Origin of the sequence: Kitasatospora sp. NPDC015120 (assembly GCF_043080305.1) — a bacterium.
Taxonomy (GTDB): Bacteria; Actinomycetota; Actinomycetes; order Streptomycetales; family Streptomycetaceae; genus Kitasatospora.
Map to the genome: position 1 here is coordinate 78,529 of NZ_JBIBVJ010000023.1, position 21,309 is coordinate 99,837.

General features: G+C 72.4%; 17 protein-coding genes. 12 read left to right on the top strand and 5 right to left on the bottom strand.

Features of this window, described 5'->3' with window-relative positions; genetic code table 11:
* Positions 1–8 precede the first annotated feature (8 nt).
* The 4 genes from ACF1AK_RS31770 to ACF1AK_RS31785 all read right to left on the bottom strand — a co-directional run bounded on the left by ACF1AK_RS31770 (position 9) and on the right by ACF1AK_RS31785 (position 4,011).
* Complete coding sequence (locus ACF1AK_RS31770; RefSeq protein WP_391502291.1) at positions 9–1,160, bottom strand: hypothetical protein; 1,152 nt, start codon at positions 1,158–1,160, stop codon at positions 9–11.
* Between the two features lie 10 nt (positions 1,161–1,170).
* The gene (locus ACF1AK_RS31775) at positions 1,171–1,926 is read right to left on the bottom strand and encodes an ABC transporter ATP-binding protein (RefSeq protein ID WP_391502292.1); all 756 of its coding nucleotides are present in this window, start codon (positions 1,924–1,926) and stop codon (positions 1,171–1,173) included.
* Positions 1,927–2,146: 220 nt separating this feature from the next.
* Positions 2,147–3,541 carry an aspartate aminotransferase family protein gene (locus ACF1AK_RS31780; protein ID WP_391502293.1) on the bottom strand — a complete coding sequence of 465 codons (1,395 nt, stop codon included), beginning with the start codon at positions 3,539–3,541 and terminating at the stop codon, positions 2,147–2,149.
* Positions 3,538–4,011 carry an Lrp/AsnC family transcriptional regulator gene (locus ACF1AK_RS31785; RefSeq protein WP_030243538.1) on the bottom strand — a complete coding sequence of 158 codons (474 nt, stop codon included), beginning with the start codon at positions 4,009–4,011 and terminating at the stop codon, positions 3,538–3,540. The genes ACF1AK_RS31780 and ACF1AK_RS31785 overlap by 4 nt, the downstream gene beginning before the upstream one ends.
* Before the next feature lie 253 nt (positions 4,012–4,264).
* On the opposite strand from ACF1AK_RS31785, the gene ACF1AK_RS31790 reads away from it, so the two are divergent.
* The 3 genes from ACF1AK_RS31790 (at position 4,265) to ACF1AK_RS31800 (ending at position 8,532) form a co-directional block, all read left to right on the top strand.
* Positions 4,265–5,758: a gamma-aminobutyraldehyde dehydrogenase gene (locus tag ACF1AK_RS31790; RefSeq protein ID WP_391502294.1), complete on the top strand. Its 1,494-nt coding sequence runs from the start codon at positions 4,265–4,267 to the stop codon at positions 5,756–5,758.
* Between the two features lie 140 nt (positions 5,759–5,898).
* The gene (locus ACF1AK_RS31795) at positions 5,899–7,257 is read left to right on the top strand and encodes an aspartate aminotransferase family protein (protein ID WP_391502295.1); all 1,359 of its coding nucleotides are present in this window, start codon (positions 5,899–5,901) and stop codon (positions 7,255–7,257) included.
* Between the two features lie 72 nt (positions 7,258–7,329).
* Positions 7,330–8,532, top strand: a complete 1,203-nt coding sequence (locus ACF1AK_RS31800) for a spermidine/putrescine ABC transporter substrate-binding protein (protein ID WP_391502296.1) — start codon at positions 7,330–7,332, stop codon at positions 8,530–8,532.
* Positions 8,533–8,538: 6 nt separating this feature from the next.
* Here ACF1AK_RS31800 and ACF1AK_RS31805 read toward each other — a convergent pair whose 3' ends face one another.
* Complete coding sequence (locus ACF1AK_RS31805; RefSeq protein WP_391502297.1) at positions 8,539–10,188, bottom strand: PucR family transcriptional regulator; 1,650 nt, start codon at positions 10,186–10,188, stop codon at positions 8,539–8,541.
* Between the two features lie 354 nt (positions 10,189–10,542).
* Here ACF1AK_RS31805 and ACF1AK_RS31810 point away from each other — a divergent pair, with 354 nt between their 5' ends.
* The 9 genes from ACF1AK_RS31810 to ACF1AK_RS31850 all read left to right on the top strand — a co-directional run bounded on the left by ACF1AK_RS31810 (position 10,543) and on the right by ACF1AK_RS31850 (position 20,849).
* Positions 10,543–12,054 carry a gamma-aminobutyraldehyde dehydrogenase gene (locus ACF1AK_RS31810; RefSeq protein ID WP_391502298.1) on the top strand — a complete coding sequence of 504 codons (1,512 nt, stop codon included), beginning with the start codon at positions 10,543–10,545 and terminating at the stop codon, positions 12,052–12,054.
* Positions 12,055–12,106: 52 nt separating this feature from the next.
* Positions 12,107–13,363 carry a PotD/PotF family extracellular solute-binding protein gene (locus ACF1AK_RS31815; RefSeq protein WP_391502299.1) on the top strand — a complete coding sequence of 419 codons (1,257 nt, stop codon included), beginning with the start codon at positions 12,107–12,109 and terminating at the stop codon, positions 13,361–13,363.
* Positions 13,364–13,403: 40 nt separating this feature from the next.
* Entirely contained in the window at positions 13,404–14,546 is a 1,143-nt protein-coding gene (locus tag ACF1AK_RS31820; RefSeq protein ID WP_391502300.1) for an ABC transporter ATP-binding protein, read from the top strand.
* Positions 14,543–15,472 carry an ABC transporter permease gene (locus ACF1AK_RS31825; protein WP_391502301.1) on the top strand — a complete coding sequence of 310 codons (930 nt, stop codon included), beginning with the start codon at positions 14,543–14,545 and terminating at the stop codon, positions 15,470–15,472. The genes ACF1AK_RS31820 and ACF1AK_RS31825 overlap by 4 nt, the downstream gene beginning before the upstream one ends.
* Positions 15,472–16,275, top strand: coding sequence for an ABC transporter permease (locus tag ACF1AK_RS31830; RefSeq protein WP_391502302.1), 804 nt, complete (start codon positions 15,472–15,474; stop codon positions 16,273–16,275). The genes ACF1AK_RS31825 and ACF1AK_RS31830 overlap by 1 nt, the downstream gene beginning before the upstream one ends.
* An 80-nt stretch (positions 16,276–16,355) precedes the next feature.
* Positions 16,356–17,750, top strand: a complete 1,395-nt coding sequence (locus ACF1AK_RS31835; RefSeq protein WP_391502303.1) for an NAD(P)/FAD-dependent oxidoreductase — start codon at positions 16,356–16,358, stop codon at positions 17,748–17,750.
* A 136-nt stretch (positions 17,751–17,886) separates the two neighbouring features.
* Positions 17,887–18,318, top strand: a complete 432-nt coding sequence (locus ACF1AK_RS31840) for a hypothetical protein (protein ID WP_380289870.1) — start codon at positions 17,887–17,889, stop codon at positions 18,316–18,318.
* Positions 18,319–18,379: 61 nt separating this feature from the next.
* A complete protein-coding gene (locus tag ACF1AK_RS31845) occupies positions 18,380–19,156 on the top strand; it encodes a nucleotidyl transferase AbiEii/AbiGii toxin family protein (RefSeq protein WP_391502304.1) in 777 nt (258 codons plus the stop codon).
* A gap of 169 nt (positions 19,157–19,325) precedes the next feature.
* Positions 19,326–20,849, top strand: coding sequence for a CoA-acylating methylmalonate-semialdehyde dehydrogenase (locus tag ACF1AK_RS31850; RefSeq protein WP_391502305.1), 1,524 nt, complete (start codon positions 19,326–19,328; stop codon positions 20,847–20,849).
* Positions 20,850–21,309: the final 460 nt, after the last annotated feature.

Genomic DNA, 21,309 nt, shown 5'->3' on the forward strand with positions numbered 1-21,309 from the left:
CGCGCCGGTCAGCGCAGTCCGGCGGCGGCCAGCGCCGCGGTCGCCCCGCCGGTGACCAGCAGGACGGTCCCGGCCATCAGGGTCCGCAGCACCACGGCGCCGAACAGCAGCCGGGGCGCCGCGCCGAGCCTCAGCAGCGCCGCGGCGACGCCCCGGCGGGCGGTGCGCAGCTCGGCCAGCCGGACGGCCACCGCGCCGGCCGTGCAGCCCAGGATCAGGCCGGCCTCGATCGCGGGCAGCACATCGGCGCTGCCGGGCTCGCCGAGCCAGTAGCGGACGGTGGTGAGCACCAGGGCGAGCGCCAGGGCGAGCACGGCCAGCGGGGCCCCGAGCCGGCGGGCCTGGGCGGTCAGGCCGCGTCCGGCGAGCAGCCGCAGCGGGGTCGGCCGGCCGAGCGCCAGCAGCCGGCCGGCCAGGGCGAGCAGCGGGCCGGTGAGCAGGGCGAGGCCGAGCGCGGAGGCGGCCCAGCCGCCGAGCGCGGCGGTGCTGGTGGTGCCGAGCCCGGCCGGCAGGTGGATCGGGCGGCCGTCGGCGGCGGCGCCGGGGCGCAGGGCGATGAGTTCCAGGGCGAGGCCGAGGACGGCGAGTCCGATCGGCAGGGCGAGCCGCCACGGGCCGAAGCCGGTCGGCTCGGGCCGGGAGCGGCCGGGCAGCGTCTCGGCGTGCGGGACGGCGCCGGCCGCGGCGAGGCCCGCGGTGAGCGGCACGAGCGCCAGCAGGGCGACCGGTGCGGCGGCCGGCAGGGCCACGCCCATGCCGAGTTCGTCGGCGAGCGAGGGTCCGGCGATGTCGTTGCGCAGGACCAGGAAGAGCAGCAGGGTGAGGCCGGCGCCGGCGCCGCAGGCGAGCGCGACCTCGCCGGCGATCAGGGCGCGGATCCGGCCGGCCCCGGCCCCGGCGGTGGTGAGACCGGTGATCCGTTCGGCCCGCCGGGCGGGCAGGGCGCGGGCGGCGACGGCGGCGAACCAGGCGACCGCGGCCAGCGGCGGCAGGCACCAGAGCAGCCGGACGAGCGCGTCGGGGCCGGCGGCCGGGTCGCTCATCGCGCGGCCGAGGGCGCGCAGCAGGAAGCCGGCGACGACGGCGCCGGCGAGGGCGGTCAGCAGCCAGCGGCCGAGGTCGAGGGCCCGGTAGCCGCGGGCCAGGCGGAGGTAGAACACGGCGGCCCTCTCAGCGGCCGGCGGCCGGGACGGCGGTGACCCCGGTCGTGCCGGGAGCCGGGGCGACCCGCGGCACGGGCGTGACGGGGCCGGTGAGGCGTCCGTCGACGAGGTCGACGGCGCGGTCCGCGTACCGGACGAGCTCGCGGTCGTGGGTGGCCAGTACCAGGGTGAGCTGGTGGGAGCGGGCCGCGCTGGTCAGTATCCGCATGACCTGCTCGGCGGTCTCGCGGTGCAGCGGTGCGGTGGGGTCGTCGGCGAAGACGACCGGCGGGAGCGGGGCGAGGGCGCGGGCGACGGCGATCCGCTGGCGCTGGCCCTGCACCAGCCGGTCGGGCCGGACCTTGGCGAGGTCGCCGATGTCCAGGCGCTCCAGCCACTCGTCGGCGGCGGTGTGGGCGGCCTTGCCGCCGGCACCGGCCAGCAGCAGCGGCAGGGCGACGTTCTCCCGGGCGGTCAGTTCGGGCACCAGGTGCGGTTCGGAGCCGACGAAGCCGAAGCGGTCGCGGCGCAGCCGTTCCCGTCCGGCCCGTCCGAGGGTGTGCACCGGGGCGCTGTTGAACCAGACCTCGCCCTCGTCGACGGGGAGCAGCGCGGAGAGGCAGCCGAGCAGGGTGCTCTTGCCGGAGCCGCGCGGGCCGGTGACGGCGAGGACCTCGCCCTCCCGGACCCCGAGCGAGACGCCGCGCAGCGCGGGGGTGCCGTGATGGGACTTGACGATCCCCCGGGCCCACAGCACGTCGTTGTCAGGAGGGGCCGCTGCCATGAGGTTCCGTCCTGGGGGCCGCAGGGATATGACAGTCGTCAGATTAGAACGATCGGACCCAGGCGCGGGCGCGGCACACTGCTCCATCCGGGGCAAATCACCCGCAATCAGGCGTGTTTGATCCCAAGTGCGGTCCGATGAACGGACCGGGAACGCCGCAGGGCGGCCCCGCCGAAGCGGGACCGCCCTGTGACTGAGGGTGGGGAGGAAAGCCGGTGGATCAGAGCTTCGCCCACGCGTCGGTCAGGCTGGTCCGCAGGATCTGCTCGATCTCGTCGAAGGTCGACTGGTCGGAGATCAGCGGCGGGGCCAGCTGGATGACCGGGTCGCCACGGTCGTCGGCGCGGCAGTACAGGCCGTTGTCGAAGAGGGCCTTCGACAGGAAGCCGTAGAGGACGCGCTCGACCTCCTCGTCGTTGAAGGACTCCTTGGTGACCTTGTCCTTGACGAGCTCGATGCCGTAGAAGTACCCGTTGCCGCGGACGTCGCCGACGATCGGCAGGTCGCGCAGCTTGCCCAGGGTGCTCAGGAAGGCCGACTCGTTGTCGAGCACGTGCTGGTTCAGGCCCTCGCGCTCGAAGATGTCGAGGTTGGCCAGCGCCACCGCGGAGGAGACCGGGTGGCCGCCGAAGGTGTAGCCGTGCAGGAAGGTGTTGTCGCCCTTGTAGAACGGCTCGGCGAGGCGGTCCGAGATGATCGTGGCGCCGATCGGGGAGTAGCCCGAGGTCATGCCCTTGGCGCAGGTGATCATGTCGGGCTGGTAGCCGAACTTGTCGGCGCCGAACATGGTGCCCAGGCGGCCGAAGGCGCAGATGACCTCGTCCGAGACCAGCAGCACGTCGTGGCGGTCGCAGATCTCGCGCAGGCGCTGGAAGTACCCGGGCGGCGGCGGGAAGCAGCCACCGGCGTTCTGCACCGGCTCGACGAAGACGGCGGCGACGGTCTCGGCGCCCTCGTTGAGGATGGCCACCTCGATCTCGTCGGCGCACCAGCGGCCGTAGGCCTCGGGGTCGACCGTGCCGTCGGGGCCCTCCAGGAAGGCCGGGGCGCGGTAGATGTTGGTGTTCGGCGCCTTGTGGGTGCCCGGCACCAGCGGCTCGAAGGGGGCCTTCAGGCCCGGCAGGCCGGTGATGGACAGGGCGCCCTGCGGGGTGCCGTGGTAGGCGACGGCGCGCGAGATGACCTTGTACTTGGTCGGCTTGCCGGTCAGCTTGAAGTACTGCTTGGCGAGCTTCCAGGCGGTCTCGACGGCCTCGCCGCCACCGGTGGAGAAGAAGACCTTGTTCAGGTCGCCCGGGGCGTAGTTGGCCAGGCGCTCGGCCAGCTCGACGGCCTTCGGGTGGGCGTAGCTCCACACCGGGAAGAAGGCGAGCTCCTTGGCCTGCTTGGCGGCGGCCTCGGCGAGCTCCTCACGGCCGTGGCCGGCCTGGACGACGAACAGGCCGGCGAGGCCGTCGAGGTACTTGCGTCCCTTGTCGTCCCAGACGTAGGTGCCCTCGCCCTTGACGATCGTCGGCACGGGAGAGTTCTCGTACGACGACATGCGGGTGAAGTGCATCCACAGGTGGTCGTAGGCGGTCTTGGAAAGGTCCTTCTGCGCCGGGTCGGCTGTCATCGGGTGCCCCAGGTGTAGGTCTGTTTCCGGAGCTTCAGGTAAACGAAGCTCTCGGTGCTCCGCACGCCGGGAAGCGCGCGGATGCGCTTGTTGATCAGTTCGAGCAGGTGCTCGTCGTCCTCGCAGACCAGTTCGGCCAGGAGGTCGAACGAGCCCGCGGTGCAGACGACGTAGTCGACCTCGTCGAGGGCGGCCAGCGCGTCGGCGACGGGTTCGATGTCGCCCTCGACCCGGATTCCGACCATCGCCTGGCGGGTGAAGCCGACGGTGAGCGGGTCCGTGACGGCAACGATCTGCATCACGCCCTGGTCGAGCAGCTTCTGGACGCGCTGCCGCACGGCCGCCTCGGACAGGCCGACGGCCTTGCCGATGGCGGCGTACGGGCGGCGCCCGTCCTCCTGGAGCTGCTCGATGATCGCCTTGGAGGCGGCGTCGAGGGGAACGCTGGCGTTCCGGTCGCGGTTGGCCACGCCGCCACTGTGCCCGATCGTTCCCCCGTTCGCAAGCGCAAGAGCTGCTGATTTCGTCGCGATCTTGGAAAACGCATGCGGATTTCATCGTCTCTACGTCGTCGCCCTGTCGATACCGGCAGTCGTCGGGCTAACCTGGCCACGGTACGCGCGCGGCCCCGCAGCGCCGCGCGCATTCCCCCGAACCAGTGGACCGCGGCACTTGCGGCGCGGCCACTCGGCGCCCTTCGTCGGCCGCTCCGGTCGACGTACCATGGCGCCGGATTCTGCAACGCCGCAGGCCGAGACCGAGGAGAGACCCGTGAGCGACCTTCGCACGCTGCGCAACTACATCAACGGTGAGTTCGTCGATGCGGCCGACGGCCGCACCCTCGACATCGTCGACCCCACCACCGGCGAGGTCTACGCGACGTCCCCGCTGTCCGGCGCCTCCGACGTGGACGCCGCCATGGACGCCGCCTCGGCCGCCTTCCCGGCCTGGCGGGACGCCACCCCGAGCACCCGGCAGAAGGTGCTGCTCAAGATCGCCGACGCGGTCGAGGCCCGCGCCGACGAGCTGGTGGACGCCGAGTGTCGCAACACCGGCAAGCCGCGGGCGCTGACCCTCTCCGAGGAGATCGGCCCGATGGTCGACCAGATCCGGTTCTTCGCCGGTGCCGCCCGCCTGCTGGAGGGCAAGGCCGCCGGTGAGTACATGGACGGCATGACCTCGATCGTCCGCCGCGAGCCGGTCGGCGTCTGCGCCCAGGTCGCGCCGTGGAACTACCCGATGATGATGGCGGTCTGGAAGTTCGCCCCGGCCATCGCCGCCGGCAACACCGTGGTGCTCAAGCCGTCCGACACCACCCCCGCCTCCACCGTCCTGCTGGCCGAGATCATCGGCGGCGTGCTCGCCGAGCTGGAGCTGCCGGCCGGCGTCTTCAACGTCATCTGCGGCGACCGCGAGACCGGCCGCCTGATGGTCGAGCACAGGATCCCGGCGATGGCCTCCATCACCGGCTCGGTGCGCGCCGGCATCCAGGTCGCCGAGTCCGCCTCCAAGGACGTCAAGCGCGTCCACCTGGAGCTGGGCGGCAAGGCCCCGGTCGTGGTCTTCGAGGACGCCGACATCGCCGAGGCCGTCGAGGGCATCTCGGTGGCGGGCTTCTTCAACGCCGGCCAGGACTGCACCGCCGCCACCCGCGTGCTGGTCCACGAGTCGATCCACGACGCCTTCGTCGAGGCGCTGGCCAAGGCCGCGGCCGAGACCAGGACCGGTGGCGTGGACGACGAGGACGTGCTGTACGGCCCGCTGAACAACGCCAACCAGCTGAAGCAGGTCTCCGGCTTCATCGAGCGCCTGCCGGAGCACGCCAAGGTCGAGGCCGGTGGCCACCGGGTCGGCGACAAGGGCTTCTTCTACGCCCCGACCGTCGTCTCGGGCCTGCAGCAGGACGACGAGATCATCCAGAACGAGGTCTTCGGCCCGGTTATCACCGTGCAGAAGTTCTCCGACGAGGAGCAGGCCGTCGGCTACGCCAACGGCGTCGAGTTCGCGCTCGCCTCCTCGGTGTGGACCAAGGACCACGCCCGTGCCATGCGGATGTCGCGCCGCCTGGACTTCGGCTGCGTCTGGATCAACACCCACATCCCGCTGGTCGCCGAGATGCCGCACGGTGGCTTCAAGAAGTCCGGCTACGGCAAGGACCTCTCCTCCTACGGCTTCGAGGACTACACGCGCGTCAAGCACGTCATGACCGCGATCTGATGAGCTGTTGATCATGTGATCGGCATTGGGCCCGGGTCAGGTCGACCCGGGCCCTCCGCTTTGCACCCTGTCGGCGGCCGCCGCGACCGGCTGACAGGATGGACCTCCACTTCGGCCCGGGGAGTCCCTAGCCTTGCCGCATGAGCATCCCCACCGCTGACTCAGCCGCCGGCCAGGCCGTCAAGGCCGCCGACCGCGCGCACGTCTTCCACTCGTGGTCCGCCCAGGCGCTGATCGACCCCCTCGCGGTGGCCGGCGCCGAGGGCTCGTACTTCTGGGACTACGACGGCAACCGCTACCTCGACTTCTCCTCCCAGCTGGTCAACACCAACATCGGTCACCAGCACCCGAAGGTGGTCGCGGCGATCCAGGAGCAGGCGGCGAAGCTCTGCACCATCGCCCCCGGCTTCGCGGTCGAGTCCCGCAGCGAGGCCGCCCGGCTGATCGCCGAGCGCACCCCGGGCGACCTCGACAAGATCTTCTTCACCAACGGCGGCGCCGAGGCCAACGAGAACGCCATCCGGCTGGCCCGGCTGCACACCGGCCGGCAGAAGGTGCTCTCCACCTACCGCTCGTACCACGGCGCCACCGCCAACGCGATCGCCCTGACCGGTGACCCGCGCCGCTGGGCCAACGAGACCGGCGTCTCCGGCGTCGTGCACTTCTGGGGCCCGTACGCCTACCGCTCCAACTTCCACGCCGAGAACGAGGCGCAGGAGTGCGAGCGCGCGCTGGCCCACCTGGAGCAGGTCATCGCCTTCGAGGGCCCCGGCACCGTCGCCGCGGTCATCCTGGAGACCGTGGTCGGCACCGCCGGCGTCCTCGTCCCGCCGCCCGGCTACCTGGCCGGCGTCCGGGAGATCTGCGACCGCCACGGCATCGTCCTCATCCTGGACGAGGTGATGGCCGGCTTCGGCCGCACCGGCGAGTGGTTCGCCGCCGACCACTGGGGCGTCACCCCCGACCTGCTCACCTTCGCCAAGGGCGTCAACTCGGGCTACGTCCCCCTCGGCGGCGTGGCGATCAGCGCGGAGATCGCCGCCACCTTCGCGGAGCGGGCGTTCCCCGGCGGCCTCACCTACTCGGGCCACCCGCTGGCCTGTGCCTCCGCGGTGGCGACCATCACCACGATGGCCGAGGAGGGCATCGTCGAGAACGCCAGGCACATCGGCGAGACCGTGCTCGGCCCCGGTCTGCGCGAACTGGCCGAGCGCCACCCGTCCGTCGGCGAGGTGCGCGGGCTCGGCGTCTTCTGGGCGCTCGACCTGGTCCGCGACCGCGCTACCCGGGAGCCGCTGGTGCCGTACAACGCGGCCGGCGCCGCCAACGCGCCGATGGCCGAGCTGGCCGCCGCCTGCAAGCAGCGCGGACTGTGGCCGTTCGTCAACATGAACCGCTTCCACGTCGTCCCGCCGTGCACCGTCACCGAGGAGGAGGCGAAGACCGGCCTCGCCGTCCTCGACGAGGTGCTGTCGCTGACCGACGCGCACACCGTCTGACACCCCGACAGGACGGCCCCGGGCGCCTCCCCCGTGCGCCCGGGGCCGTGCCACGCCCCGGAGGCCCCCACCATGCCCAGCACCACCACGCCCCGCCGCCCGAGCGGGTTCCGCCGTCCGACCCGCCGCCGGGTGCTCGGCGCCACCGCCGGACTGTTCGGGACCGCCGCCCTGACCGGCTGCGGCATCCCCTCCGCGTACGTGGACGAGGACCGCCGCTCCGCCCCCGACCGCTCGGAGGGCGACCAGCGGCTGGGCTTCTCCAACTGGACCCAGTACATCGACGTCGACGACGACGGCGGGCGCCCCACCCTGGACGGCTTCACCGAGCGGACCGGGATCAGGGTCACCTACACCGAGGACATCAACGACAACGACGAGTTCTTCGGCAAGATGGGGCCGGTGCTGACCCAGGGCGCGGACCCCGGGCGGGACCTGATGGTGGTCAGCGACTGGATGGTCGGCCGCTACATCGGGCTCGGCTGGGTGCAGGCCCTGGACCGGGCCAACCTGCCCCACGTCACCGCGCAGCTGGACCCGCAGCTGGCCGACCCGGCGGTCGACCCCGGGCGCCGGCACAGCGTGCCCTGGCAGTCCGGCATCACCGGCATCGCCTACAACCGCAAGGAGCTCGGCCGCGAGCTGAGGTCCGTCGCCGACCTCTGGGCGCCCGACCTCAAGGGCCGGGTCACCCTGTTCGCCGGCCTGGACGAGGCGCTCGGCCTGCTGATGCTCTCCCAGGGCGCCGACGTCACGGCCTTCACCGAGGACGACGCGTACCGGGCGATGGACCTGGTGCAGCGGATGGTCGACGGCCGGCACGTGCGCCGCTTCACCGGCAACGACTACACCAGCGACCTGGCCTCCGGCGCCGCGCTGGCCTGCCAGGCGTACTCCGGCGACGCCGTGCAGCTCACGGCCGAGAACCCGGACCTCGCCTTCGTGGTGCCCGAGGAGGGCGGCGAACTCTGGGCCGAGAGCCTGCTGATCCCCAACCGGGCCGGGCACAAGCGCAACGCCGAACTGCTGATCGACCACTACTACCGGCCCGAGGTGGCCGCCGAACTGGCCGCCGCCGTGCAGTACATCTGCCCGGTGCCGGCCGCCCGCGAGGTGCTGGCGGCCAGCGGGGACCGGGAGAAGGCGGAGCTGGCGGAGCACCCGCTGGTCTTCCCGACCGAGGACATGCGGGCCCGGCTGCACACCATGCGCGACGTCACCTCCGCCGAGCGGCCCGGCCTGCACAAGGTGTGGACCCGCATCACCGGCGCCTGAGGTCCGCTAGCGGCGCACCGCGTCCAGCGCCAGCAGGGCCACGTGCAGGGAGAGGCAGGACTCGACCTGGTCGAGGTCGACCCCGAGGATCCGCTCGACCTTGTGCAGCCGGTCGTAGAAGGACGGCCGGGACAGGTGCGCGGCGTCCGCGGCGGCGGACTTGTTGCGGCCCTGCTCCAGGTAGATCCGCAGCATCCGCACCAGCTGGCCGTTGTGCTCGGCGTCGAAGGCGAGCAGCGGGCCCAGCTCCCGCTCGACGTAGGTCTGCAGCCGGGCGTCGTCGCGCAGCAGGTGCAGCAGGCCGCGCAGCCGCACGTCGGGCAGCCGGTAGTAGGACGCCGTCCGCCCGCCGGGCCCGTCGTGCAGCGCGGCGTCGGCGACCTGGGTGGCCTCCAGCAGGGTGCGCCGGGCGTCGCGCACCGAGCCGACCGAGGAGCCGGCCGCGACCACCGGGGCCGGCACCGGCTGGTCCCGGGCCGCCTCGGCGGCCAGCCGGCGCAGCGCCGCGGCGAAGGCGTCCAGCGCGGCGTGCTCGTCCTGCTGGGGGCCGAGCGCGATCAGCACCCCGACGCCCTCGTCGTCCAGCGCGCCGACCAGTGCCGAGAGCCGGCAGGCGCGGACGGCGCCGGCCGCCAGCTCGGTGAAGTCGCGCAGCCGGGCCTGCGCCTCCAGCGCGGCGTGGATCGGGCCGCGCCGCTGACGCAGCACCGCGCCGACCAGCCGCCGGCCCTCCAGCGGGACGCCGAGCGCCTGGGCGCGCAGCGCCACCTCGGAGACGGTCAGCGCATGGGTGAGGATGCCGGAGAGCAGGGTGCGGTGGCTCTGGCGCTCCAGGCTCTCCCGGTCGCGGACCACCAGCCGGTTGAGCGCCAGCGCGGAGGCACCGCGCTCCAGCAGCATGGTGAACGGGTGCGGGCCGCCCTCCGGCAGCGGCCCCGGCTCCTGCACCAGCACCAGCCGTCCCCAGTCCTGGCCGCGGGCGCCGACCGTGGTGACCAGCCAGCCGCTGCGCGGGTCGTGGCCGGTGCGCCCGGCCGGGCGGACCCCGCGCGAGCGGCGCTCCCAGTCCTCCAGCAGCTCGGCCTCGGGCCGTCCGGCGGGGTCGTGGGTGAGCACCTGGTGGGCGAGGTTCTCCAGGACCACCGGGGCGCCCGCGATCCGGGCCACCTGGCGGACCACCTCGGCCGGCTCGGCGCCCTCCACGACCAGTTCGTTGAAGACCTGGTGGATCGCCTCGGAGGTGCGCAGCTGTTCCAGCTGGGCGTTGACGACCAGGGCGTGCACGGCCTCGGTGACGGCGACGAAGCGCAGCTCGCGGCGGAGCACGACCAGCGGCAGCCCGCGCTGCTCGGCGGCGTGCACCAGGGCGCGCGGCAGGGTGTCGAAGTAGCGCCGGCCGAACTCGATGACCAGCCCGGCCACCCCGATGTCGGCGAGCTCGCGCACGTACCGGGCCAGTCCCTCGCGGTCCTCGGGCAGGGCGATGCCGGTGCTCAGCACCAGCTCACCGCCCTGCAGCACGCCCGCCACGTCGGGCAGCTCGCTGACGTGCACCCAGCGGACCGGACGTTCCAGGTGATCGGCGCCGGCCACCACCTGGGGCAGGCCGCGGCGCATCACCTCAAGGTCGAGCACACGGGCGACGGTGGGGAGCATCGCGGCCTCCAGGGTTCAGAGTGTCAGGCAATCATCCCTCGCGGCGACGAACTGTCGCCCTCCCCGAAGCCTTGCACCCTGTAAGGCGCTTCGCGCCGAGGTTGTCGCAGTGACCCTTGTCACGCCCCCGCGGCAGCGGGCATGGTCAGCGGGTCGGCACTGCCGGGACCTGGACATCACCGGTGGTCAGCCGGTTCGATGCCCGCACCGGACCCCGCACCCCGCGGCCCCCGCGGACGACCCCGAGCGGTCGGACGGTGCCGGTGCGGTTCCCGGCCCGCCGGCCGGTGCGGCACGGCGGGACCGGCGCGGCCGTCCGTGCCGCACACGAACCACCGGGACTTGGAGGAAGCAATGGACCTGACCGACTTCGGCGCCGGCGCGCAGTACATCGCGGGCCGGTGCAGCCGGGGGAGCGGCGATCCCTTCCAGGTCGTCAACCCGGCCGACGGCAGCGTCGTCGAAGAGATCACCCTGGCCTCCACCGGGCAGGTCGACGAAGCCGTGGCCGCCGCCCGGGCCGCACTGCCGGAGTGGTCCGGCGCCACCCCCGGCGCCCGCTCCGAGGCGCTGACCCGGCTGGCCGCGGTCCTCACCGACGCGGCCGCCGACCTCGCCCGGGTCGAGACCGCGCAGACCGGCAAGCCGATCAAGCTCTCCACCGAGTTCGACGTCCCCGGCACCATCGACAACACCGCCTTCTTCGCCGGGGCCGCCCGCCACCTGGAGGGCAAGGCGGCCGGCGAGTACTCCGGCGACCACACCTCCTACGTGCGGCGCGAGGCGATCGGCGTGATCGGCTCGGTCTCGCCGTGGAACTACCCGCTGCAGATGGCCGCCTGGAAGGTCCTGCCGGCGATCGCGGCCGGCAACACCGTCGTCCTCAAGCCGGCCGAGCTGACCCCGCTGACCTCGCTGATGTTCGCCCGGGCCTGCACCCTGGCCGGCATCCCGGACGGCGTGGTCAACGTCGTCACCGGCGCGGGCCGGGACGCGGGGGAGCACCTGGTCGCCCACCCGGACGTCGCGATGGTCTCCTTCACCGGCTCCACCGCGGTCGGCAAGCGGGTCGCCGAACTCGCCACCGCGACCGTCAAGCGCACCCACCTGGAACTCGGCGGCAAGGCCCCGTTCGTGGTCTTCGACGACGCCGACCTGGACGCCGCCGTGCACGGCGCGGTCGCCGCCTCGCTGATCAACGGCGGCCAGGACTGCACCGCGGCCACCCGCGCCTACGTCCAGCGGCCGCTCTACGACGCCTTCGTGGCCGGCGTCGCCGAGCTGTACGGCGCGATCCGGCTGGGCGACCCGCTCGACCCGCGCACCGACCTCGGCCCGCTGGTCTCCTTCGCCCACCGCGACCGGGTGGCCGGCTTCGTCGAGCGCGCCCGCGGCTACGCGACCGTGGTCACCGGCGGCGGCGCCCCCGGCCGGGGCCACGACGGCACCGACCTCACCCGCGGCGCCTACTACCGCCCCACCCTGATCACCGGCGCCGCCCAGGACAGCGAGGTCGTCCAGGGCGAGATCTTCGGCCCCGTCCTGGTCGTGCTCCCCTTCGACGGCGACGACGAGGGCCTGCGGCTGGCCAACGACACCCCCTACGGCCTCGCCGCCTCGGCCTGGACCGGCAACGTGCACCGCTCGCTGCGCGCCACCCGCGAGATCGCGGCGGGCTGCGTCTGGGTCAACGACCACATCCCGATCATCAGCGAGATGCCGCACGGCGGCTACAAGTCCTCCGGCTACGGCAAGGACATGTCGCAGTACTCGCTGGACGAGTACACCCAGGTCAAGCACGTCATGTTCGACACCACCGCGGTCGCCCGCAAGGACTGGCACCGCACCGTCTTCGGAGACAGATAACGGACCCGGGTGGTCCCCCACACCCCCCTTCGCCCCCCAGGAGGCCCGTCCCATGGCGTTCAACGAGCTCACCGACGGACTGTCGGAACCGGTCCGCAAGGCCTGGGAACGCAGTCTGACCAGTGGCCGGGCCGCCCTCAGCCGGCGCACCGTGCTGCGCGCCGCCGCCCTCACCGCCGGTGCGGGCCCGCTGGCCGCCTGCGGCATCCCGGCGGCCAGGACCGTCAACGGGACCGGTGACTCCACCGCGAACGCCGCCCCGGACCTCTCGGAGGGCGAGCGGGAGGTGAACTTCTCCAACTGGCCGCTCTACATCGACACCGACGAGAACGACAAGGAGAAGCACGGCACCCTGGAGGCCTTCACGGCCGCCACCGGGATCAAGGTCAGGTACACCGAGGACGTCAACGACAACGTCGAGTTCTTCGGCAAGGTCAAGCCGCAGCTCGCGGCCGGCCAGGACACCGGCCGCGACCTGATGGTGCTCACCGACTGGATGGCCGCCCGGATGATCCGCCTCGGCTGGGCGCAGAAGCTCAATCCGGCCAACGTCACCACCGCCATCACCAACGTCGACTCCCGCTTCCGCGCCCCGGACTGGGACCCGGGCCGGCTCTACAGCTACCCGTGGGCCGGCATCCAGGTGGTCGTCGCCTACAACAAGAAGGCCACCAAGGGGAAGGAGGTCACCAGCGTCGCCCAGCTGCTGGAGGACCCCGACCTCAAGGGACGGGTGACCTTCCTCTCCGAGATGCGCGACAGCATCGGCATCACCCTGCTGGACATGGGCAAGGACCCGGCGAAGTTCACCGCCGACGACTACGCGGCCGCCGTCGCCCGGCTGCAGAAGGCCGTCGACAACAAGCAGATCCGCCGCTTCACCGGCAACGACTACGGCCAGGAACTCTCCTCCGGCGACATCGCCGCCTGCGTCGCCTGGGGCGGCGACCTGATCCAGCTGCGCGCCGACAACCCCGACATCGAGTTCGCCATTCCCGAGAAGGGCTTCGTGAGCAGCACCGACAACCTGCTCGTTCCGGCCAGGGCCCAGCACAAGACGAACGCCGAGAAGCTGATCGACTTCTACTACCAGCCGAAGATCGCAGCGCAGCTGACCGCAGGCATCGGCTTCGTGTCCGCCGTCGCCGGCATGCCGGAGGAACTGGCCGCCATCGCCCCCGACAGCGCGGCCAACCCGCTGGTCGTCCCCACCCCCGGGATGGCGGCCAAGGCGCACGTCTTCCGGACCCTCACCGAGACCGAGGAGAGCGACTTCGAGGAGAAGTTCTCCAAGCTCATCGGCGCCTGACCCCCCACCGACGGCCGAGAAACCCAGAGAGACACCACCCATGACAGAGCAGCAGAGCTCCGCGGCCGCCGGCGGCGACGTCCGCCTCACCGGCATCGGCAAGACCTACGGCTCCTTCACCGCCGTGCACCCACTGGACCTGACCGTTCCCCAGGGCTCCTTCTTCGCCCTGCTCGGCGCCTCCGGCTGCGGCAAGACCACCACCCTGCGGATGATCGCCGGCCTGGAGGAGCCCAGCACCGGAACCGTCCTGATCGGCGACCAGGACGTCACCAAGCTCCCGCCCTACAAGCGGCCGGTGAACACCGTCTTCCAGAGCTACGCGCTCTTCCCCCACCTCGACATCTTCGAGAACGTCGCCTTCGGACTGCGCCGCCGCGGCCGGAAGGACGTCAAGCGGCAGGTCGACGACATGCTCGAACTGGTCGAGCTCGGCCAGTACGCCCGCCGCAAGCCGCACCAGCTCTCCGGCGGCCAGCAGCAGCGCGTCGCCGTCGCCCGCGCGCTCATCAACCACCCCCAGGTACTGCTCCTCGACGAGCCGCTCGGCGCCCTCGACCTCAAGCTCCGCCGGCAGATGCAGCTGGAGCTCAAGCGGATCCAGACCGAGGTCGGCATCACCTTCGTGCACGTCACCCACGACCAGGAGGAGGCCATGACCATGGCCGACACCATCGCGGTGATGAACGGCGGCCGGGTCGAACAGCTCGGCGCCCCCGCCGAGCTCTACGAGAACCCCGCCACCACCTTCGTGGCGAACTTCCTCGGCCAGTCCAACCTGCTGGCCGCCGAGGTCACCGGCGGCGCCGGCGAGGACCTGCTGCTCACCGCCGCCGGCACCCGGCTCACCGTCCCCAGGGCCCGCTGCGCCACCGGCGCCACCCGGGTCCACCTCGGCGTGCGGCCCGAGAAGATCACCATCGAGCACGGCTCCGCCGAGGTCGCCGACGGCCGCAACCGGCTCGCCGGCACCGTCGTCGACTCCAGCTTCATCGGCGTCTCCACCCAGTACCTGGTGCGCACCGACGGCGGCCAGGAGGTCACCGTCTTCGAGCAGAACATGGAGCGCGACGCCCGGATCGTCCCCGGCGCCCCCGTCGTCCTGCACTGGAACCCGGCCCACTCCTTCGCCCTGGACGCCGCCCAGGCGATCGACGCGGGCACCGGGGAGGCCGCGGCATGACCACCACCACCCCGGCGGCGCCACCCCAGGTCGTCCCCCTCCCCGGACCGGCCCCCAGGGCCCGGCGCCGGCTCACCCCGTACTGGCTGCTGCTGCCCGGCATCGCCTGGCTGGTCGTCTTCTTCGCGGTGCCGATGGTCTACCAGGCCTCCACCTCGCTGCAGACCGGCTCGCTGGAGGACGGCTTCCGCGTCACCTGGCACCTCGCCACCTACTGGGACGCCCTGGTCGAGTACAAGTGGCACTTCGTCCGCTCGTTCGGCTACGCCGCCACCGCCACCGTGCTCTGCCTCGCCATCGGCTACCCGCTCGCCTACACCATCGCGTTCAAGGTGAACCGGCGCTGGCGCAACGTCATGCTGATCCTGGTCATCGCGCCGTTCTTCACCAGCTTCCTGATCCGCACCCTCGCCTGGAAGACCATCCTCTCGGACGGCGGCCCGGTGGTCGGCGCGCTCGACGCCCTGCACGTCCTCGACGTCACCGCCGCCCTCGGCCTCACCGAGGGGGACCGGGTGCTCGCCACCCCGCTCGCGGTGGTCTGCGGCCTCACCTACAACTTCCTGCCGTTCATGATCCTGCCGCTGTACACCTCGCTGGAGCGGATCGACCCGCGCCTGCACGAGGCCTCCGGCGACCTCTACGCCCGCCCGTTCACCACCTTCCGCAAGGTGACCTTCCCGATCTCGCTGCCCGGCGTGGTCGCCGGCACCCTGCTCACCTTCATCCCCGCCTCCGGCGACTACATCAACGCCCAGCTGCTGGGATCGCCGAGCGAGCAGATGGTCGGCAACGGCATCCAGAAGCAGTTCCTGAACGTGCTCGACTACCCCACCGCGGCCGCGCTGAGCTTCATCCTGATGGCCCTGATCCTGGGCATCGTGACGGTCTACATGCGCAAGGCCGGGACGGAGGAACTGGTCTGATGTCCCGAGTGACCGCCTGGATCCGCCGCAACCTGGTGGTGCTGGCCGGCCTGCTGGCCCTCGCCTACCTGGTGCTCCCCAACCTCGTCGTGCTCGCCTTCTCGTTCAACAAGCCGGTCGGCAAGTTCAACTACGAGTGGAACGAGTTCTCCACCGACGCCTGGACCGACCCCTGCGGCGTGGCCGACATGTGCCAGTCGCTCTCGCTCAGCCTGCAGATCGCGGTCGCCGCCACCATCGGCGCCACCGTCCTCGGCACCATGGTCGCCTTCGCGCTGGCCCGCTACCGCTTCCGCGGCAAGGCCGCCACCAGTGCGATGATCTTCCTTCCGATGGCGATGCCCGAGGTCGTGATGGCCGCCTCGCTGGGCACCCTCTTCCTCAACATGCGCATCCCGTTCGGCTTCACCACCATCCTCATCGCGCACATCATGTTCTGCCTCAGCTTCGTGGTGACGGCGGTCAAGGCCCGCGTGATGAGCATGGACCCGAGGCTCGAACAGGCCGCCCAGGACCTCTACGCCACCCCCGCCCAGACCTTCCTGAGGGTCACCCTGCCGCTCGCCGCCCCCGGCATCGCGGCCGGCGCGCTGCTCAGCTTCGCGCTCTCCTTCGACGACTTCATCATCACCCAGTTCAACTCGGGCCCGACCACGGTCACCTTCCCGATGTTCGTCTGGGGCGCCTCGCAGCGCGGAATCCCGGTCCAGGTCAACGTCATCGGCACCGCGATGTTCCTCGCCGCCGTGGTGCTCACCGTCGCCGGCCAGTGGCTCGGGAACCGCCGCAAGGCCACCGCCTGACCCACCCGGCCGCCCGCCCGGCGTACCGTCGGGGGGCGGCCGACCACCATCACCGATGTGCAGAAAGTGGCTGATAATGCATGGACTCCGCCCGCGCGCTCAGTGACGCCAGGCCCACCCCCTTCTGGCTGGAGGACCCCGGCCGGCCGGCGCCCCTGCCCGCCCTGGCCGGCGACGCCGTCTGTGACCTGCTGGTCGTCGGCGGCGGCTACTCCGGCCTCTGGACCGCCCTCGTCGCCAAGGAGCGCGACCCCTCCCTGGACGTCGTCCTGGTCGAGGGCAAGGAGACGGGATGGGCCGCGTCCGGGCGCAACGGCGGATTCTGCGCGGCGAGCCTGACCCACGGCTTCGGCAACGGCCTGCAGCGCTGGCCCTCCGAACTCGGACAGCTGGAACGCCTCGGCGCCGCCAACCTGGACGCCATCGGGGCCACCCTGGAGCGCTACGGCATCGACGCCGAGTGGGAGCGCACCGGCGAGATCGACATCGCCACCCAGCCGCACCAGCTCGACGAACTGCACGAGGTCGCCGAGGCCGTCGGCCGGTACGGCCTCGACGTCACCGTGCTCGACCGCGACGAACTGCGCGCCCAGGTCGACTCGCCCACCTTCCTCGGCGGGATCTGGGACAAGGACGGCGTGGCCATGGTCCACCCCGCCAAGCTGGCCTGGGGCCTCAAGGAGGCCTGCCTGGCCCAGGGCGTGCGGATCTTCGAGCACACCCCGGCGACCGGGCTGCGCGAACACGGCGCCGGCATGGCCGTGCGCACCCCCTACGGCCGGGTCCTGGCCGGCAAGGTCGCGCTCGGCACCAACGCCTTCCCGTCCCTGCTCAAGCGGGTCCGCCCGTACATCGTCCCGGTCTACGACTACGCGCTGATGACCGAGCCGCTCACCGCCGAGCAGCTCGCGGCCATCGGCTGGCACGGCCGCCAGGGGCTCAGCGACAGCGCCAACAAGTTCCACTACTTCCGGCTCTCCGCCGACAACCGGATCCTCTGGGGCGGCTACGACGCCGTCTACCGCTTCGGCGGACACCTGCGGCACGAGTACGACCAGCGCCCGGAGACCTTCCGCACCCTCGCGCGGAACTTCTTCCACTGCTTCCCCCAGCTGGAGGGCCTGCGCTTCACCCACGCCTGGGGCGGCGCGATCGACACCTGCAGCCGGTTCTCCGCCTTCTTCGACACCGCCCACCGCGGCCGGGTCGCCTACGCCGCCGGCTTCACCGGCCTCGGCGTCGGCGCCACCCGGTTCGGCGCCGAGGTCATGCTCGACCTGCTCGCGGGCGAGCGCACCGAGCGCACCGAACTGGAGATGGTCCGCCGCAAGCCGCTGCCGTTCCCGCCAGAGCCGGTCCGCTGGGCCGGCATCGGGATCACCACCCGCTCACTGGAGCTCGCCGACCGCACCGGCGGCCGGCGCAACCTCTGGCTGCGCACCCTCGACCGGATGGGACTCGGCTTCGACAGCTGACTCCGGCGCCGCCCCGAGTACGCCGATCGTGCGAACCGTGTAAGAGAGACCCGCCGTCCCCCTCTCGTTGGTGACGGCGGGTCCCGGCATGTCCCGCCGACACCGAACGCACCGACGCGCAGAGCGGGGACACCACATGGAGATCACCGGACTCGACTGGCTCGCCCAGGCCGCACCCGACCCGGCGGCCTTCCGGGAGCAGTGGGAGCGCAGCGGCCTCGGCCTGGTGCTGCTCCCCGCCGGGCGGCACTGGGACGTCCTCTCCGTCCCCGGCCGGCTCGGCCGCCCGGCCGCCGACCTCATCGGCACCGCCTCCCGGGGGCCGGTGCTCGCCGACTTCGGCGACGAGCACATCGGCTTCCTGGTGCCCGCCGGCACCGCCGCCCGCTGGATCGGCACCGGCGTGCGCTGCGCGGGGGAGGGCACCTGGATCGTCGTCCCCCACCCCGACCGCCGCGGCCGGGGCGTGCGCTGGCTCGTCCCGCCCGACGGCACCGGACGGCTCAACGACCCGGTCCTCCTGGAACTCGCCCTGCACGAGGCGGCCGCCGGACTCGGCGACTGGTGAGCGCCCGGCCCGCACCGCTCCGCCGGGCGCGCGGCCGTCCGCGGCGCGCCAGACTGGAGGGGTGACCACCGCCCCGGACGCCGTCGGCCCCTCCCTCCACCCGGGCCCGGCCCAGCTGCGCCTCGTCGAACTGGCCCGGCCCGTGGGGGACCGGCACGGCCTCGCCCTCGCCGGCGGGCACGGCCTGCGCGCCCACGGCGTCCCCGCCTGCGACCAGGACGGACTCACCCTGGTGGCCGCCGGCGCCACCGACCTGCCGCAGGCCGCCGCCGACCTCGCGGCCGCCTACCGCGCGGCGGGCGCCGGTGTCGCCGAACGCCCCGGGACACCCCGGCTGGAGCAGCTCTCCGTCCGGCTCCTCCTCGGCGGTCGCGCGCACACCGTGGAGCTGCGCAAGGAACCGCTGGGCCACCACCCGGTCCGGGTCGGCCTCGACGGGCCGGACGGCACCCCGCTGACGGTGACCGTGGTCGCCCTGGAGGACGCCGCCGCCCTCACCACCGCCCTGCTCGTCGACCGCGCCCTGCCCCGGGACCTGATCGACGTGCACGCCCTGACGTCCTGCTACCGGGAGGGCGAACTGCTGGCCCTCGCCGCCGGGCTGGACGCCGACTTCCAGCCCGCCGCGCTCGCCGAGCGGCTGGAGACGCTGGCCGAGGCGGCCGACGGCCGGTTCCGGGCCCGCGGCCTGCCGGCGGAGGAGGTCGACGGGCTGAAGCGGTGGGCCCTCGCCTGGGCCCAGGACCTCCGGCTGGACCTGCTGGAGACCCAGGAGGCGGCCGACGGGCTGCACGACCCCTATCTGGAGGACCAGGAGGACGCGGCCGACGACCTGTAAGGCTGAATCCCCGATCCCCGTCAGCCTGTTCGTTGAGACCGCCCGGACCGCCCAGCAGACTGGACGGGTAGCGCGGTAGCCCCGTGACCCCGCCGCCCGTCCCGCACGGGTGGCGCCACACCAGGGACCGGTGGCGTCACGCCGCCCGGACTTCGGAGGCAGACGGACCTTGAGCAAGCACATCACCCACTGGATCGGCGGCCGGCCGGTCGCCACCGCCGGCGCCGCGCCCCGTCGCGGTGACATCTTCGACCCGGCCACCGGCCAGGTCACGGGCCAGGTCGACTTCGCCGAGGTCGCGGAGGTCGACCAGGCGGTCGCCGCCGCCGCCTCGGCCTTCGCCGAGTGGCGCACCGCCTCGGTCGCCAAGCGCGCGACGGTGCTCTTCTCCTTCCGCGAGCTGCTCAACGCCCGCAAGGACGAGCTGGCGTCGATCATCGTCTCCGAGCACGGCAAGGTGCACGCGGACGCGCTCGGCGAGATCGCCCGCGGCCTGGAGGTCGTCGAGTACGCCTGCGGCATCCCGCAGCTGCTCAAGGGCGGCTTCACGGAGCAGGCCTCGACCGGCGTGGACGTCTACTCGATCCGCCAGCCGCTCGGCCCGGTCGCGATCATCTCGCCGTTCAACTTCCCGGCCATGGTGCCGATGTGGTTCTTCCCGATCGCCATCGCGGCCGGCAACACCGTCGTCGTCAAGCCGTCGGAGAAGGACCCGTCCGCCGCCAACTTCCTCGCCGAGCTGTGGAAGGAGGCCGGGCTGCCCGACGGCGTCTTCAACGTCGTGCACGGCGACAAGGTCGCGGTGGACCGCCTGCTGGAGCACCCCGACGTCAAGTCGGTCAGCTTCGTCGGCTCCACTCCGATCGCCCGCTACGTCTACGAGACGGGCACCCGCTACGGCAAGCGCGTCCAGGCCCTCGGCGGCGCCAAGAACCACATGCTGGTCCTGCCCGACGCCGACCTCGACCTGAGCGCCGACGCCGCCGTCAACGCGGGCTTCGGCGCGGCCGGCGAGCGCTGCATGGCCGTCTCCGTGCTGGTCGCCGTCGACCCGATCGGCGACGAGCTGGTCGAGAAGATCAAGCAGCGGATGGCCACCCTCACCGTCGGGCCCGGCTGCAACGGCGAGTCCGAGATGGGCCCGCTGGTCACCGGCCAGCACCGGGACAAGGTCACCTCCTACGTGGAGTCCGGCCTCGCCGACGGCGCCGAGCTGGCCGTCGACGGCCGCAAGCACCCGGTCACCGCCGAGGACCGCAACGGCACGCCGACCGCGGACGGCTTCTGGCTCGGCCCCACGCTGTTCGACCACGTGAAGCCCGGCATGTCCGTCTACACGGACGAGATCTTCGGCCCGGTCCTCTCCGTGGTGCGGGTCTCCTCCTACGAGGAGGGCCTCGCCCTCATCAACGCCAACCCGTACGGCAACGGCACCGCCATCTTCACCAACGACGGCGGCGCCGCCCGGCGCTTCCAGTTCGAGGTGGAGGTCGGCATGGTCGGCATCAACGTGCCGATCCCGGTGCCGGTCGCCTACTACTCCTTCGGCGGCTGGAAGGCCTCGCTGTTCGGCGACGCCCACGCGTACGGCCAGGACGGCGTGCAGTTCTTCACCCGCGGCAAGGCGGTCACCCAGCGCTGGCTGGACCCGTCCCACGGCGGCATCAACCTCGGCTTCCCGACCAACAGCTGAGTCCGCAGCAACGCAGGCCGGTCCGCGGGTACGTGGGCCGGCCTGCGGCGTGCCCGGGAGTTCGCCCGGTGTTTGCCTTCGGGCGGGAACCGGCGTAGTGTTCCCTAGTCGCTCGACAGGGAGCACCGGACACGCATCGGCGCGGACGGTCCCGGAGCGGCCAATCCTCTGGAAATGCCAATGCCTCCCCGGCCTGGGGTTTATTTGGCGTGTGCATTTTTGGGGATTGCGGTCGGATTCGCTTTTCGGAGCGGGGATCGGCTAGAGTTTGAAACGTCGGACGGGGCGTCAAGCCGCAGAAGACACCAGCGAGTTGGATGAAGGAAGCGCCGGGAACGGCACGGAAAACATCTGATAAGCTGGAGACACGAAAGAACGAAGCGCCCGGAGGGCCGGTGTGAAAGCCGCCCGATGGAAGTGTCCGTTCCTTGAGAACTCAACAGCGTGCCAAAAGTCAACG